This is a genomic window from Lentzea fradiae, from assembly GCF_900100955.1.
GTDB lineage: Bacteria > Actinomycetota > Actinomycetes > Mycobacteriales > Pseudonocardiaceae > Lentzea > Lentzea fradiae.
Map to the genome: position 1 here is coordinate 40,292 of NZ_FNCC01000008.1, position 14,288 is coordinate 54,579.

General features: G+C 70.4%; 16 protein-coding genes. 9 read left to right on the top strand and 7 right to left on the bottom strand.

All coding sequences use genetic code 11. From position 1 onward, the window contains the following. The first annotated feature begins 28 nt into the window (after nucleotides 1-28). The gene (locus BLT23_RS41690; RefSeq protein ID WP_245744053.1) at nucleotides 29-256 is read left to right on the top strand and encodes a hypothetical protein; all 228 of its coding nucleotides are present in this window, start codon (nucleotides 29-31) and stop codon (nucleotides 254-256) included. Further along, nucleotides 253-2,841 carry a CHAT domain-containing protein gene (locus BLT23_RS19650; protein WP_245744054.1) on the top strand — a complete coding sequence of 863 codons (2,589 nt, stop codon included), beginning with the start codon at nucleotides 253-255 and terminating at the stop codon, nucleotides 2,839-2,841. Before BLT23_RS41690 ends, BLT23_RS19650 begins: the two co-directional genes overlap by 4 nt. Nucleotides 2,842-2,845: 4 nt before the next feature. On the opposite strand, the gene BLT23_RS19655 is transcribed toward BLT23_RS19650, so the two are convergent. Continuing rightward, nucleotides 2,846-3,142 carry a YggT family protein gene (locus tag BLT23_RS19655; protein WP_090051266.1) on the bottom strand — a complete coding sequence of 99 codons (297 nt, stop codon included), beginning with the start codon at nucleotides 3,140-3,142 and terminating at the stop codon, nucleotides 2,846-2,848. 177 nt (nucleotides 3,143-3,319) lie between these two features. On the opposite strand from BLT23_RS19655, the gene BLT23_RS19660 reads away from it, so the two are divergent. Continuing rightward, nucleotides 3,320-3,766 carry a nucleoside deaminase gene (locus BLT23_RS19660; protein ID WP_090051267.1) on the top strand — a complete coding sequence of 149 codons (447 nt, stop codon included), beginning with the start codon at nucleotides 3,320-3,322 and terminating at the stop codon, nucleotides 3,764-3,766. A gap of 97 nt (nucleotides 3,767-3,863) precedes the next feature. Here BLT23_RS19660 and BLT23_RS19665 read toward each other — a convergent pair whose 3' ends face one another. Genes BLT23_RS19665 through BLT23_RS19675 form a run of 3 tightly spaced genes read right to left on the bottom strand, consistent with a single transcriptional unit; the run spans nucleotide 3,864 to nucleotide 6,080 of the window. Then, nucleotides 3,864-4,226: an STAS domain-containing protein gene (locus BLT23_RS19665; RefSeq protein ID WP_176946830.1), complete on the bottom strand. Its 363-nt coding sequence runs from the start codon at nucleotides 4,224-4,226 to the stop codon at nucleotides 3,864-3,866. A gap of 19 nt (nucleotides 4,227-4,245) precedes the next feature. Further along, nucleotides 4,246-5,013 (bottom strand): iron-containing redox enzyme family protein, encoded by a 768-nt coding sequence (locus BLT23_RS19670; protein ID WP_143035982.1) that lies wholly within the window; start codon nucleotides 5,011-5,013, stop codon nucleotides 4,246-4,248. Beyond that, the gene (locus BLT23_RS19675) at nucleotides 5,013-6,080 is read right to left on the bottom strand and encodes a carboxylate-amine ligase (RefSeq protein ID WP_090051270.1); all 1,068 of its coding nucleotides are present in this window, start codon (nucleotides 6,078-6,080) and stop codon (nucleotides 5,013-5,015) included. The genes BLT23_RS19670 and BLT23_RS19675 overlap by 1 nt, the downstream gene beginning before the upstream one ends. Nucleotides 6,081-6,129: 49 nt before the next feature. On the opposite strand from BLT23_RS19675, the gene BLT23_RS19680 reads away from it, so the two are divergent. Next, the gene (locus BLT23_RS19680) at nucleotides 6,130-7,053 is read left to right on the top strand and encodes a DNA topoisomerase IB (protein ID WP_090051271.1); all 924 of its coding nucleotides are present in this window, start codon (nucleotides 6,130-6,132) and stop codon (nucleotides 7,051-7,053) included. Here the strand turns inward: BLT23_RS19680 and BLT23_RS19685 are convergent. The 3 genes from BLT23_RS19685 to BLT23_RS19695 are packed head-to-tail and all read right to left on the bottom strand — an operon-like array spanning nucleotide 7,040 to nucleotide 8,705. Next, on the bottom strand, nucleotides 7,040-7,465 hold the full coding sequence (locus BLT23_RS19685; protein WP_176946831.1) for a DUF4383 domain-containing protein: 426 nt from the start codon (nucleotides 7,463-7,465) through the stop codon (nucleotides 7,040-7,042). The genes BLT23_RS19680 and BLT23_RS19685 overlap by 14 nt on opposite strands. A 42-nt stretch (nucleotides 7,466-7,507) precedes the next feature. Next, on the bottom strand, nucleotides 7,508-8,227 hold the full coding sequence (locus BLT23_RS19690; RefSeq protein WP_090051273.1) for a SigB/SigF/SigG family RNA polymerase sigma factor: 720 nt from the start codon (nucleotides 8,225-8,227) through the stop codon (nucleotides 7,508-7,510). 13 nt (nucleotides 8,228-8,240) lie between these two features. Continuing rightward, entirely contained in the window at nucleotides 8,241-8,705 is a 465-nt protein-coding gene (locus BLT23_RS19695) for an SRPBCC family protein (RefSeq protein ID WP_090051274.1), read from the bottom strand. Nucleotides 8,706-8,928: 223 nt separating this feature from the next. Between BLT23_RS19695 and BLT23_RS19700 the strand changes: the two genes are divergently transcribed. The 5 genes from BLT23_RS19700 to BLT23_RS19720 are packed head-to-tail and all read left to right on the top strand — an operon-like array spanning nucleotide 8,929 to nucleotide 14,287. Continuing rightward, entirely contained in the window at nucleotides 8,929-9,702 is a 774-nt protein-coding gene (locus BLT23_RS19700; protein WP_090051275.1) for an ABC transporter ATP-binding protein, read from the top strand. Further along, on the top strand, nucleotides 9,699-10,478 hold the full coding sequence (locus tag BLT23_RS19705; protein ID WP_090051276.1) for an ABC transporter ATP-binding protein: 780 nt from the start codon (nucleotides 9,699-9,701) through the stop codon (nucleotides 10,476-10,478). Before BLT23_RS19700 ends, BLT23_RS19705 begins: the two co-directional genes overlap by 4 nt. Then, nucleotides 10,475-12,310 carry an AMP-dependent synthetase/ligase gene (locus tag BLT23_RS19710; RefSeq protein ID WP_090051277.1) on the top strand — a complete coding sequence of 612 codons (1,836 nt, stop codon included), beginning with the start codon at nucleotides 10,475-10,477 and terminating at the stop codon, nucleotides 12,308-12,310. Before BLT23_RS19705 ends, BLT23_RS19710 begins: the two co-directional genes overlap by 4 nt. Beyond that, nucleotides 12,303-13,190 (top strand): branched-chain amino acid ABC transporter permease, encoded by an 888-nt coding sequence (locus BLT23_RS19715; RefSeq protein WP_090051278.1) that lies wholly within the window; start codon nucleotides 12,303-12,305, stop codon nucleotides 13,188-13,190. The genes BLT23_RS19710 and BLT23_RS19715 overlap by 8 nt, the downstream gene beginning before the upstream one ends. After that, on the top strand, nucleotides 13,187-14,287 hold the full coding sequence (locus tag BLT23_RS19720; RefSeq protein ID WP_090051279.1) for a branched-chain amino acid ABC transporter permease: 1,101 nt from the start codon (nucleotides 13,187-13,189) through the stop codon (nucleotides 14,285-14,287). Before BLT23_RS19715 ends, BLT23_RS19720 begins: the two co-directional genes overlap by 4 nt. The last annotated feature ends 1 nt before the right edge of the window (nucleotide 14,288 follow it).

The following is a 14,288-nucleotide window of genomic DNA, read 5'->3' on the forward strand; positions in this document are numbered from 1 at the left end:
TTTCGCGCAGCTTTTCGACGACCCGTTGTTGATCCTCGGAGCCGACGAGCAGCTGGCCGGGTCGATAAAGGAATTCACGTCCACGTTCGGCGTGGAAGCTGATGGTCTTGTCCTCGGCGATGAGCTGCAGGAAAGCTCTTTGGTAAAGCTCCGCGCTTTCTGGCGATTTCGACACCACGGCCTCACTAAAGCAGCGTTGACGGGCACCCCGACCGAGCTTGATCAAGCTACCACAGCGGATAAAGTGTTGCCGTGACCGACTTTTCCGCGGAGGACGCGCTGGAGGCCAGACAGCGCAACCCGCGTGAGGCCGTGGAGATGGCCCGCGCCATCCTCCGCGCCACGGACGACCGCGCCGAACGGTCCGTCGCCGAGCGCGCGATCGGCCTCGCGCTGCGCGAGCTGCACGACTTCCCCGGCGCCGCAAGGCACCTGCGCCGCTCGATCCGCATCGCGGCCGAGGCGGGACTGCCCCGGCTGTCGGCGCTCGCCCAGATGAGCCTCGCCTGGGTGCTCGCCTACACCGGCAAGCAGAAGCAGGCGCTGAAGCTCCTCGACGACGCGATGCCGTCGCTGACCGGTGCCGACTCGGTGGCCGCGCTCATGCAGCGCGGTGTCGTCTTCCACTACCTGACCCGGTACGCCGACGCCCAGCGCGACTACACCGCGGCCATCGCCGGAGCGCGGCGAGTGGGGGACCGGCTGGTCGAGGCACGGGCGCTGAACAACCGAGGTCTGGTGCGGGCGTACGTCGGCGACATGCGCGAGGCGTCGGCCGACTTCGAGCTGGCCGCGTCGCTGCTGGGCGAGCTGGGCCAGGAGCTCGGAGTCGCCGACGTGCACTGGAACGCGGGCATCATGGCGACCCGCGGCGGTGACGTGCCGGCCGCGCTGACGTTGTTCGACAAGGCGGAGGAGGTGCACCGCCGCCTCGACGTCATGCGCCCCGTGCTGCTGGTGAACCGCCTGGAGCTGCTCGTCTCCGTGCCGCTGCTGGACGAGGCGCGTGCCGCCGCCGACCGCGCGATCACCGAGCTGAAGGCGTTGCGCAACCCGCTGGGCGTCTCGGAGGCCCTGTACTTCCGCGCGCGCATCGCGCTGCTGGACGACGACCCGGACGCGGCCAACTCCTTCGCCGCCGAGGCCCGGCGCCGGTTCCGCCGCGAGCAGCGGCTGCTGTGGGCGGCGGGCGCCCGCTACCTGGAGCTGCACGCCGCCGTGCTGCGCGGCGACCGGACGCGTCCGCTGCGGCTCGCGCTGTCGAAGGTCGCGGCCGAGCTGGACGCGATGGACTGGCGCCTGCCCGCCCTGGAGGCCCGCATCGACGCCGGTCTGGTCGCCGCCGACCTCGGGCACCGCGCCCGCGCCGCCGAGGAGCTGTCCCTCGCGGCCGCCGCCCGCAGACGCGGACCCGCGGGCCTGCGCGTGCTCGGCTGGTACGCGGAGGCGTTGCGACGCAAGCTCTCCGGCGACGTCCGGGGCACCTCGTCGGCGCTGCGGCGGGGGATCGGCCTGCTCGACGAGTACCGCGTGTCGCTGGGCGCCGCCGAGCTGCGGGCGTCGGCCGGTGTGCAGGGCCAGGCCCTGGCGCTGGAAGGGCTGCGGCTGGCCGTCGCCTCCGGCACCGCGGCACGCGTGCTGTCGTGGACCGAGACCTGGCGGGCCGGTGCGCTGCGGATGAAGTCCGTGTCGCCGCCGGACGACCCGCGCCTGGAGGACGCGCTGGCGTCGTTGCGCGCGGTCGCGGCCGACATCGAGACCGCCGTCCTCGCCGGCAAACCCGCCGGAGCGCTGCGCGCGCAGCTGATCCGCGCCGAGCAACGCGTCCGCGACCTCACCCGGCAGGTGTCCGGCGAGGTCTCGGTGTTCAAGCCACCGCCGGTCGCGGCACTCGCCTCCGCGCTGGGGTCGTCGGCGCTGATCGAGTTCGTCGAGTACGACGGGACGTTGCTCGCCGTCGTGCTGGCGGGCGGCCGTGCGTCCCTGCACTCCCTGGGGGCGCTGGACGGCGTGGTGCGCGAGATCCGGTTGCTGCGCTTCGCCCTGCACCGCCTGGTCACCCTGCCACCGCACCTGCCGAACCTGGCCGTGGCCCGCGCATCGGCCGCACACGCCGCTTCGCTGCTCGCCCGCCGCCTGCTGGACCCGCTGGCGTCACGGATCGACGGCCGCCCGCTGGTCGTGGTGCCGACCGGCGCCCTGAACGGCCTGCCGTGGGCAGTGCTGAACCGTCAGGTGACGGTCGCCCCGTCGGCCTCGGTGTGGCTGCACGCCTGCTCCGCGACCGCCGCCACCGGCGAGTCCGTGCTGGCCGCGGGGCCGCGCATGGCCGCGGCGGGGACCGAGATCAAGGCGATCAGCGCCCACGTGCCGGGCCGCGTGCTCGTCGGCGGCGAGGCCACCGTCAGCGCCGTGGCGTCCGCGATGGACGGTGCCGCCCTGGCCCACATCGCCGCCCACGGCTCGTTCCGCGTCGACAACCCGCTGTTCTCCGCCCTGGAACTGGCCGACGGCCCGCTGACCGTCCACGACATCGAACGCCTCCGCACCCCACCGGCCAGGGTCGTCCTGTCGGCCTGCGACACCGGCCAGTCCGCCGTCCGCCCCGGTGACGAGCTGATGGGCTTCACCGCCGCCCTGCTGGGCCTGGGCACCAGAACCCTGATCGCCCCGGTGATCCCCGTCCCGACCGACGGCACCGCCCCGGTGATGGTGGACCTGCACCGCAAGCTCGCCGCGGGCGTGGCCCCGGCAGAAGCCCTGGCCTCGGTGCAACGCTCGGCCTCCGACGACGCCGCCTACGCCGCCGCGGTCGGCTTCGTGTGCTTCGGCGCGGGCTGACTGTTCACCACACGATCGACCGCAGGATCAACGCCGCGATGAACACCACCGTGAACGCGAGATCCAACCCGAACCCCCCGAACCGGACCGGCGGCAGCACCTTCCGCACCGGCGCCAGCACGGGCTCGGTGATCCCGTGCGTAACCCGCCGGACCTTCCACACCCAGTCACCCCGAGCCTGGAACGTGACAGCCCAGTCCACGACCATCCGGCCGATCATCACGATGATGAACAGCGTCAAGATCCACCCGATCACCCAGCCGACCAAGCCGAACAAAATGGCCTCCTCCGTGTCCTCCATGTCCCCTATGTCCATCAAGCCACAGAAGCCTGAGAGAAGGCTGGCAACGCGCTGAGGCAACTTTCAGCCCAGGGCGAAGCACGAAGCCGAAGACGAACACCCGAAAACAGGCCCCCACAACCCCAGACCGTCCACAAAGGTCCCAAAGACACCCTCGACCCCGTAGCGTCACCCAGCATGACTTCAGCACAGGAAATGCTGGCCGTGGCCATCGAGGAGGCGAAAACGGGCCGAGCCGAGGGAGGCATCCCGATCGGCGCCGCCCTCTTCGCCGCAGACGGCCGCCTGCTGGGACGAGGCCACAACCGCAGGGTGCAGGACAACGACGCCTCCATGCACGCGGAAACCTCGGCGTTCCGCAACGCGGGCCGTCAACGCAGCTACCGGGGCACGACGATGGTCACGACTTTGTCACCGTGCTGGTACTGCAGCGGCCTGGTGCGCCAGTTCGGCATCTCGAACGTGCTGATCGGCGAGGCCACGACCTTCCACGGCGGCCACGACTGGCTGGCCGAGCACGGCGTGGGCGTCACGGTCGTCGAGGACCAGGAGCTGGTCGAGCTGATGACGACGTTCATCAGCGAACGTCCCGAGCTCTGGTACGAGGACATCGGCCAGGACTAGCACCGCCGAGGTGAACATCGTCACGCCGGAGACCCACGAAGGCCCCCGGCCGAGGGACAGCCCCGAGCCGGGGACGAAGAACGTGACCGAGCCCCGGCTACCCGGTGTAGCGCTCGGCAGCCTCGTCGACCGAGGCCAGGATGGTGAACACGGCGTCGAGGCCGGTCGCCTCGATGGGCCGCAGCGCGGCGCGCGCGGAGGCGACGACGACGAAGTCGACGCCGACCCGCGACGCCCGCTGCTGTCCCAGGACCAGGGCTTCGAGGCCCGCGGAGCCGAGGAACCGCACGCCGCCGAGGTCGACGACGACGGCGCGGTTCTCCTTGACCAGGTGACTCTCCAGGGGGGCGGTCAGCTCGCTGCTGCTCGTGGTGTCGAGCTCGCCGGAGACGCGCAACACGACGACGTCGGGCGCGATCCGGTCGGCGACCACGGACGCTAGAGCGGAAGGGTCGTGCACGCTCTCTCCCTTCAAGAAGTCAACACCCCACGTTAATACGGCCGTGTGAGGCCAGCCAACGGCCCCTCAGCGAGGTGCGGCCTGCCTGCAGGGACGCGCCGACGTGCTGGGTGAGGCGCGCGTGCAGTTCGTGGCAGACGGTGAAGCCGAGCCGGACGTCGTCCGGCGGGCACTGCACGGGCAGCAGCTGCGCGAACGGGTCACCGCCGATCGTGTCGACGGCGGTCAGGAACCCGACGAGCGCGCCGACCAGCCGCTGGTGGAAGCCGAAGAGCGACAGCGCGTTCGCGAGCGCGAGCGTGGGGCCTGGCACCTCGTCGACGCCGACGGCCGGGTCGAGGTCGCGCAGCGTCACCGTGAACAGCACGGAGTGCGTCCGGGCCGACCGGCTGCCGTACGCGTCGCCGTGGATGTCGCGCAACGCCGAGCGCATCTCGCGGCGCGGCCGCCAGAACGCGTGGTGGCGGCGCAGCTCGGCGAGACCCTCCTCGGTCAGCACGGCGGGGGCCGTCACCTCGGGCAGCGCGCGCAGGCCGGTCTCCCAGCGCTGCTCCAGCGCCGTGTGGAACTGGGCGAGGGCGGGGTGGTCCTGCCAGCCGTCGGCGACGTCGTCGAAGCCGCGCATCCGCAGCTCGTAGCAGATCCACAGGGTGAGCTGCAGGTCGTCGTCCGCGTGCACGTCCCTGGTGCCGGCGCTGACGAGCAGCGCGGGCCTGGCGGGCGGGGGAGTGCGCAGGGCGGAGATCAGGGCGGAGCTCATGTGCCCGCGGGGAGCAGGGAGGCGCATCAGGTTTCCTCACGCGTTCGGGCGATCAGCACGTCCACAAGGGACTCGGGGTCCGGGCAGCGTCGTTGCCGGGCGGCACCGCAGCCGTTGTGGCGCAACCAGTCGATCTGCCGCTCCACAGTAGACAGAGTGCCGCGTTCGCGCAGAGCGGCCTCGACGTGCCGCACGAGGGCCGCCGCCCGGTCGAACGCGGGGGAGAGCTTTCCGGTGCGCGGATCGGAGGCCAGTCCGTCGACCCCGTCGCGCGACGCCCGCCAATATGCCGCCCGCAGCACGGAGTCGTCCACCCGCTGTTCGGAGGGTTCCGTCACCACGAGCGCCCGGATCAGCTCGGCGAGGACGGAGACTTCCGTTGCCAGCTGGGGGATGTCGGCGACGCGGACCTCAACGGTGGGATGATCGGCCGACGGGCGGACGTCCCAGTAGACCATCGCCCTGTCGATCAGCGCCTGCGAGTTGATCAGCGCCTCGACGGTGTCGTCGTAGTGCGCGGGGGAGTCCCAGTGCGGCGGCGGGCCGCTCACCGGCCAGCGCGACCACACCATCGACCGCCAGCTCGCGTACCCGGTGTCGGCGCCGTCGGAGTACGCGGAGTTCGCGCTCAGCGCGAGCAGCGTCGGCAGCCACGCCCGCACCTTGTTCGACGCGGCCAGTGCCTCGGCCTTCGACTCGACGCCGACGTGCACGTGCAGCCCGCAGGCGCCCGTCCCGCTGACGAGCCTGCGGTGGGAGTACTCGATCTGGTGATACCGGGGGTCGTCGGAGCCGGGCGGCGGTCCCGCCTCGCCGAGCGGGGGCATGCCCACCGCCACGAGCCGGCACCCCGCGGCGTCGGCGGCGTCCACGAGCACCCGGCGGCCGCGCCGGACCTGCTCGTCGAGCTCGGCGAACGACGACGTCACGCCGGTGGCGATCTCGATCTGGAACGGCGTCAGCTCGCCCTGGACGTCCAGGTCACCGGGCGCGTCCGAGGCGGACCGCACCTCCGGCGCGAGCGGAACCGGCCGTCTGGTGCCCGGATCCACCAGCAGGAACTCCTGCTCGACCCCCACCGTGTAGTCGTTCATCGGCGAGCGGGTACCCGGAGGCCGAGCTGATCAACCTCGGAGCGACCACATGAGACTGCGCCGCAGTGACCCGGCACGACCGGGCTGGACCCGCCGCCGCCACGGCAAGGGCTTCCGCTACCTCGACGACCGGGGCGAGCCCCTCGGCGCTGACGACATCGTGCGGGTGAAAGCGCTGGTCATCCCGCCCGCGTGGCGGGAGGTCTGGATCTCGCCGCACCCGAACGGCCACATCCAGGCCGTCGGCTACGACGACGCGGGCCGCCGCCAGTACCTCTACCACGAGAAGTGGCGCACGGACCGGGACGCGGAGAAGTTCGACCGGGTGCTGAAGCTCGCGCCGAAGCTGCGGGGGTTCCGCGAGCAGATCGTCGCGGACATGCGGACGCGGGGCCGCAAACGGTTGCTCGCCATCGCGTTGCGGATGCTCGACCTGGGTGTCTTCCGGGTGGGGCACGAGCAGTACACGGAGGACAACGGCACCCACGGGGTCGCCACCCTGCTGTGCGAGCACCTCAGCGTGCGCGGCGACAAGGTGACGTTCTGCTTCCCCGCCAAGCACGGCGTGGAGGTCAACGAGGTGATCACCGACCCGCAGCTGGCGCGGGCGGTGCGGTCGCTGCTCAAGGACCGCACGCCGGACTGCCGCCTCTTCGACATCACGGCCGACGACGTCAACGAGCGCTTCCGGGAGCTGGTCGGCGCCGAGTTCAGCGCGAAGGACCTCCGCACCTGGCACGCCACGGTCCGCGCCGCGGAGGAGTTCGCCGAAGTGCTGCGCGAGCGCGGCAAGCCGTCGAAGCGCGCGGTGAGCGCGGTCATGAAGGAGGTGGCCGAGCACCTGGGCAACACGCCCGCCGTCGCGCGGAAGTCCTACGTGGACCCGCGTCTGGTCGAGGCGTTCGAGAAGGGCGAGGTGATCGGCGGAGGCGACCCGGAACGGGCGGTGTTCCGGTTCCTCAAGCGGCTTTGACGGCCGACACGCGGTCGCACTGGCGGCACCAGGCGGCACCCTGGGCCGCCGCCAGCGCGGCGAACCCGGCGACGAGGTGCAGCGCGTTGCTGCCGGGGTTCACGTTGAGGAAGTTGACGACCTGCTCGTCGTAGCGGGCCATGCCGAAGCCGAACGTCACCAGGCACAGCAGGGCGACCAGCAGAGCGGCGCCGCTCAACGCCTTCAACCGGCGGAACGAGACGAGCAGCAGAGCGCCGAACACGACGTGCAGCGTGTTCTGCAACGGGTTCACGCGAAGGCCGGCCAGCCACGTGTCGGACTGGCCGGCGAAGTCGGAGAAGCCGGTCACGAAGAACCCGGCGATCCCCCACGCGACGAGCAGGACGCCGGTGCCGATCGCCAGCTTCTGGGGCCACCGCACCCTGGTCATCGGGTCAGTATCGCGACGGTCCGGCATTCCCGCTCGTCCATTTCACTCTTCCGCCAAGAGGTTGTGCCGCAGCTGCTCCAGCGACTTCGTGAGCAGCCGGGACACGTGCATCTGGGAGATCCCGACGCGGCGCGCGATCTCGGTCTGCGTGAGCCTGCCGAAGAACCGCAGGACCACGATGGTCCGCTCGCGCCGAGGAAGACCCCGCAGCATCGGCTGCAGGGCCTCGTGGATCTCCACACCTTCCAGGGCCGGGTCGTCGACCGTCGAGTTCTCGAGGGAGTCGAGCGGAGCGAAGGACACGTTGTGCTCCACGCGCAGGCCCTCGTACACGTCGGTCAGCGGGACCCCGAGGTGCCGGGCGATCTCCGAGGGGGTCGGGGACCGCCCGGTCCGGTGCGACAGCTCGGCGGTGGCTCCGTCGATCGCGTCGCAGAGCTCCTTGAGCCTCCTGGGTACTCGCACCGCCCAGCACTGGTCCCGGAAGTGACGCCGCACCTCGCCGGTGATCGTGGGCACGGCGAAGGACAGGAAGTCCGTCTGCCTGCCCACGTCGAACCGGTCGATGGCGTTGATCAGACCGACCGCCGCCACCTGGGCGAGATCTTCCAGGGGCTCGCCGCGTTCGCTGAAGCGACGGGCGATGTGCCGGGCGAGCGGGAGGTACTCGCGCACCAGCCGGTCACGCAGCGCGTAGTACCGCGGCGTGTCCCGGCCGGCGCGCGCGAGCTCCTCGAACGCCGCGTGCTGGTCCGGCGTCAAGGCGCACCACTCGTCAGACCTGGGGTGGCGGGGTCACGTCGCCACGCCACGCACCGGTCTCCGCGCCGCGGTTCTCGATGAACTCCTTGAACCGCTTGAGGTCGCCCTCGACGCGGTGGCCGACCACGCCCAGCGCGGCACCGGCCTTCTCGGTGAGGGTCTCCGGGTCGTACTCCATCTGGAGGTGGACCCTGGTCGTGTCGTTGTCCAGGCGGTGGAAGGTGACCACGCCGGCCTGCTGCGGCCCGTCGACCGTGGTCCACGCCACGCGCTCGTCCGGGTGCTGCTCGGTGATCTCCGCGTCGAACTCGCGGACGACCCCGCCGATCTTCGTGGTCCAGTGGGTCCTGGTCGGCGTGACCTGGTCGATCTTCTCGACGCCGTCCATGAACGCCGGGAAGGATTCGAACTGGGTCCACTGGTTGTACGCGGTGCTCACCGGAACGTGGACGTCCACCGACTTCTCAATGGTGGTCACGAAACCTCCTCCTTGAATGTGGTGTCGGGAGGTGAGTACCCGTGTCACATCCGGTTACACATCCGGTACCTGCCGGTGATGGTCCACACTGGACTGTCACGCACGGTGGTCACCCGATCGCGATCCGCGCATCACGAAATCACCCTGTGTGCGTGAAGGCTCTGTGATCCACGTCTCATGAGCTGCATACTGCTCGGTATGTCGCTGGTCCGAGGAGGCGCTGGTGCTCGAGGCGAACAACCTTGAGGTTGTCTACGACGACGTCATGCAGGTGCTCCGCGGCGTGAGCCTGAGAGTGCCGAAAGGCCAGGTCGTGGCCCTGCTCGGGGCGAACGGAGCAGGCAAGACGACCCTGATGAGGGCCTTCAGCGGGCTCCTCGGCGTGCACGACGGCAAGGTCACCAAGGGGTCCATCACCCTCGACGGTGAACCGATCCACCGGCTCTCCCCCGCCCGGATCGCCGACCGCGGCGTGAAGCAGGCGCTGGAGGGCCGCCGCATCCTCGGCGAGCTGACGGTCGAGGAGAACCTCAGGGTCGGCGGGCACGCCCGGCCGCGCACCCTGCGGGCGAACCTCGACCGGTGCTACGAGCTGTTCCCGCGGCTCGCCGAGCGCCGAAGACAGAGCGCGGGCTACCTGTCCGGGGGCGAGCAGCAGATGCTCTCGATCGGCAGGGCGCTCATGTCCGACCCCTCCTACCTCCTGCTCGACGAACCCGGCCTCGGCCTCGCGCCGTTGCTCGTCCAGCAGATCCGCGACCTCGTCGTGAAGATCAACGAACAGGGCACCACCGTCCTGCTGGTCGAGCAGAACGCCGGCATGGCGCTCTCGATCGCCGACCACGGCTATGTCCTGGAGACCGGCAAGGTCGTGATGGACAAGCCCGCGGCGGCACTCCTCGCCGACGACGACATCCGCGAGTTCTACCTCGGGCTCGGCACCTCCTCGTTCCGTGCGGTCAAGCACTACAAGCGCAGGAAGCGGTGGTTGTCGTGAGCGTCCTCGAAGTCACCGGCGTCCGCCTCGCCTTCAACGGGGTCGTCGCCGTCGACGGGGTGTCGTTCAGCGTCGAGGAGGGCGAGCTGTTCGCCGTCATCGGCCCGAACGGCGCCGGGAAGACGTCCGTCTTCAACGTCCTGAGCGGCGTCTACCGTCCGCAGCGCGGCACCGTGCGGTTCGCGGGGGAGGACCTCACGGGCCTGCGGCCCCACCGCATCGCCGCACGCGGCATGGCCCGCACGTTCCAGAACATCGAGCTGTTCTCCCACCTCACCGTCGTCGACAACCTCATGCTCGGCCGCCACAACCACATGCGCCACGGCGCCCTGTCCGCGTTCCTCTGGCTCGGCAGGGCACGCCGCGAGGAGCTCGCGAACAGGGCGGCGGTGGAGGAGGTCATCGACTTCCTGGAGCTGGAGCAGTGGCGCCGCTATCCCGTCGGGCTGCTGCCCTACGGCGTGCAGAAGCGCGTCGAGCTGGGCAGGGCGCTCGCGATGGAACCGAAACTGCTGCTGCTCGACGAGCCGGTCGCAGGCATGAACGTCGAGGAGACCGAGGACATGGCCCGCTTCATCCTCGACGTCCGCGAGGAACTGGCCATCCCCATGATCATGGTCGAGCACGACATGGGCCTCGTCATGGACCTCGCGGACCGCGTGATGGTGATGGACTTCGGCCGCCCCATCCGCACCGGCACCCCGTCCGAGGTCCAGCGGGACCCGGACGTCATCCGCGCCTACCTGGGCGAGCAGCACCGGAGCGTGACCTCGTGACGACGACGGTGGTGACCCGCGTGCGGGACAGGGCGGCCGCGACGCCGGACCTGGTCGCGTTGCGCGCCAAGGACCTCGGCATCTGGCAGGAGGTCAGCTGGGCCTGCTACTGGGCGAACGTGGAGCTGGTCGGCAACGCGCTGCTCGCGCTCGGGCTCGAGCCGGGCGACCGGGTGGCGATCCACTCCGAGAACCGGCGCGAGTGGCTCTACGCCGACCTCGGCGCCGTCGCGGCCGGCTGCGTCACCGTCGGCCTCTACCCGACGAACCCGCCGCCGGAGGTCGCGTACCTGCTGTCCCACTCCGGGGCGCGCGTCCTGATCGCCGAGGACCAGGAACAGGTCGACAAGGCGCTGGCCGTGCTGGAGGACACGCCCGAGCTGGAGTGGATCGTCCACATCGAGCCGCGGGGCGTCCGCGGCCGGTACGACAACCCGAAACTGCTGTGCTGGGACGACTTCCTGGCGCTGGGGGCACGGCACCGCGACGAGCACGGCGGCGAGCTGGCCGCGCGGATGGAGCGCACCACACCGGACGACGTCATGACGTTGATCTACACGTCCGGCACCACCGGGCCGCCCAAGGGCGCGATGCTCACCGTGGCGAACGTCGAGTTCGCCGTCCAGGTGCTGGTGGAGGGCGGCGGTTTCACTTCGCCACCGCCGTCCCCCGCCGACGTCACGCTGTCCTACCTGCCGCTGTGCCACGTGGCCGAGCGGATCTTCACGACGTGGTTCAGCGCGGCCAGCGGCGTGCAGGTGCACTTCGCCGAGTCGATCGAGACCGTGCAGGCGAACCTGCGCGAGGTGCAGCCCACGATCCTCTTCGGCGTCCCGCGGATCTGGGAGAAGGTGCTCGCGGGCGTCATGATCAGCGTCTCCAGCGCGTCGTGGCTTAAGCGGACCGTGACGCGTTTCTGGTTGCGCAGGGCGGAGAACATCGGCGAGACCCTCGTGCGCACCGGAGGACGGCACACCGGCAAGAGCCGTCTGCTCTACGCGCTGGGCTGGCTGTTCTGCTTCCGTGCGCTGAAAGCGCGGATCGGCATGAGGTACGTGCGCTATGCCGCATCCGGTGCCGCCCCGATCGCACCGGACGTGCTGAAGTTCTTCATGGGCATCGGGGTGCCGATGCACGAGGTCTACGGCATGACCGAGAACACCGCCGTGGCAACGGGAAACCGGCCGGGCCGGGTGAAGGTCGGCACGGTCGGCGAACCACAGCCCGGCACCGAGCTGCGCATCGACGAGGAGACCGGCGAGGTCCTCACCCGGCACCCCGGCACGTTCGCCGGCTACTGGCGCGACCCCGACGCCACCCGGCGCGTGCTCACCGGCGGGTGGCTGCGCACCGGCGACGTCGGCGAGTGGGTCGGCGGCACGCACCTGAAGATCACCGACCGGATGAAGGACATCATCATCACCGCGGGCGGCAAGAACATCGCGCCGTCGGAGCTCGAGAACGCGCTGAAGACCTCCCCGTACATCAAGGAAGCCGTCGTCATCGGCGACCAGCGGGCGTACCTGGTGGCGTTGATCGGCATCGAGTACGAGACGGTCGGGCACTGGGCCCGGCAGCGCCGGATCCCCTACACCACCTACCGCGACCTGTCGGAGAAGGCGGAGGTCCAGGAGTTGGTGCAGTCCGTCGTGACCGAGGTGAACACCCGGTTCGCCACCGTCGAGCAGATCAAGAAGTTCCGGACGCTGCCCAAGGAGCTCGACCACGAGGACGGCGAGCTGACCGCCACCCAGAAGGTGAAGAGGTCCGCGCTGGGCAAGGCGTTCGGCGGCCTCGTCGACTCCATGTACGAGGGGGCGCGCCGTGGATGAGCTGCTCCAGTCGCTGGTCCGCGGCCTCGGCACCGGGTCGATCTACTCGCTGCTCGCGCTCGGGTTCGTGATCATCTACAAGTCGACGCAGGTGATCAGCTTCGCCCAGCCCGCGTTCATGCTGGCGGGCGCGGTGCTGGTCTCCTACCTCGCGCCCGCGGTGTCGTTCTTCGGCGCGGTGGCGGTGGCCGCCGTCGTGATCGCGGTGCTGGCGCTCGGCGTCGAACGGACGGTGCTGCGGCCGATGGTCGGCAAGCCGGTGTTCGTCGTCGCGATCATCACCATCGGCGTGGACGTCGTGGTGCGCGTCGTCACCAACGCGTTCATCGGCCTGGACGTGCGCCAGGTCGGCGACCCGTGGGGCCTCACGACCGTCTCGCTGCTCGGGGCGGAGGTCCAGCAGCGGTACCTGGTGATGATCGGGACCACCGCCGCCGTGACCGTCGCGCTGTTCCTGTTCTTCCGGTACTCGCGGATCGGGCTCGCCATGCGGGCGGTGGCCTACGACCAGGAAGTCGCGCTGGCGCAGGGGATCTCGGTCGGGTCGGTGTTCGCGCTGTCGTGGGCGCTGGCCGGTGGTCTCGCCGCGCTGGCGGGGGTGTTCGTCGCGACGGGCGCCGGTGTCGACCAGCAGCTGTGGATCGTGGCGCTGAAAGCGTTGCCCGCCATCATCCTCGGCGGCCTGGAGTCGCTGGGCGGGGCCGTGGTGGGCGGTCTCGCGGTCGGCGTCGTCGAGTCGCTCTTCGGCACCTACCAGAACGACTTCGCGCCGTGGCTCGGACCGAACTTCGGGCTGGTCGCCCCGTACGCGTTGATGCTGCTCGTCCTGCTCGTCAGACCGTACGGGCTCTTCGGCAAGAAGGAGGTGGAACGGCTGTGAAAGGCAGACCCGAGCTGTACACCTCCTACGCGCAGGACATGGCGTTCCTGAACACGCGGCCCAAACGCGCGTGGATGGGCGCACTCGTCGTGTTCGCACTGCTGGTCCCGTTCCTCATCGCCGATGACCTGTTGCAGCTGCTCGCCACCGGGTTCGTGGCGGCGATCGGCGCGATCGGGCTCAACATCGTGACGGGCTACGCGGGCCAGGTCTCGCTGGGGCACGCGTTCTTCCTCGCGATCGGCGCGTACACGGGTGCGGCGCTCAGCGGGTCCGAGACCGGGCGGGTGATCGGGTTCGGCATCACGTCGCTGCCGGTCTGGCTGCTCGCCTCGGGACTGGTCGCCGCGTTCTTCGGCGTCCTAGTGGCGCCGGTCGCGGTGCGGCTGCGGGGTCTCTACCTCGCGATCGTGACGCTGGGCCTGGTCTTCCTGGGAGAGCACGTGTTCCGGGAGTGGACCTCGCTCACCGGAGGTCCCGGCGTCGGCCGTCCCGCCGCGGTGCCGGAGCTGTTCGGGGTGCGGCTCGACCGCGACAGCGCGTTCTTCACGGCGGCGCAACAGCTCTACCTCGTGATGTTCGTGCTGCTGGTCATCTTCGGTGTGCTGGCGCGGAACCTGGTGCGCTCCCGCGTGGGGCGCGCGTTCGCGGCGGTGCGCGACCGCGACCTGGCCGCGTCGGTGATCGGCGTGGACCTCACCAGGTACAAGGTGCTGGCGTTCGCGGTGTCCTCGTTCTACGCGGGCGTCGCGGGCTCGTTGTTGTTCGTGGTGAACGGGTTCGTCGACCCCGGCTCGTTCACCCTGCTGTTGTCCGTGCAGTACATCGCGATGGTGCTCATCGGTGGCGCGGGCACCATCTCCGGGGCGGTCATGGGCGCCCTGTTCATCACGCTGCTGCCACGCATCACCAGGGAACTGCCCGCGGTGCTGCCGTTCGTCAGCGGTGACGCGACCGGCGCGGTCACGGTCTTCCAGGTGGAGGCCGTGCTCTACGGCGTGCTCATCATCATGTTCCTCATCGTCGAACCACGCGGTTTGTTCGGCATCTGGGTCCGCGTCCGCAACTACTGGCGCACCTGGCCGTTCTCGTACTGAG

What these genes read in the sequence shown, in the direction of transcription:
- BLT23_RS19680 (WP_090051271.1), top strand. Translation starts at nt 6,130, where the DNA reads ATGAGACTGCGCCGCAGTGACCCGGCACGACCGGGCTGGACCCGCCGC.
- BLT23_RS19685 (WP_176946831.1), bottom strand. Translation starts at nt 7,465, where the DNA reads ATGACCAGGGTGCGGTGGCCCCAGAAGCTGGCGATCGGCACCGGCGTC.
- BLT23_RS19655 (WP_090051266.1), bottom strand. Translation starts at nt 3,142, where the DNA reads ATGGAGGACACGGAGGAGGCCATTTTGTTCGGCTTGGTCGGCTGGGTG.
- BLT23_RS19660 (WP_090051267.1), top strand. Translation starts at nt 3,320, where the DNA reads ATGACTTCAGCACAGGAAATGCTGGCCGTGGCCATCGAGGAGGCGAAA.
- BLT23_RS19670 (WP_143035982.1), bottom strand. Translation starts at nt 5,013, where the DNA reads ATGCGCCTCCCTGCTCCCCGCGGGCACATGAGCTCCGCCCTGATCTCC.
- BLT23_RS19675 (WP_090051270.1), bottom strand. Translation starts at nt 6,080, where the DNA reads ATGAACGACTACACGGTGGGGGTCGAGCAGGAGTTCCTGCTGGTGGAT.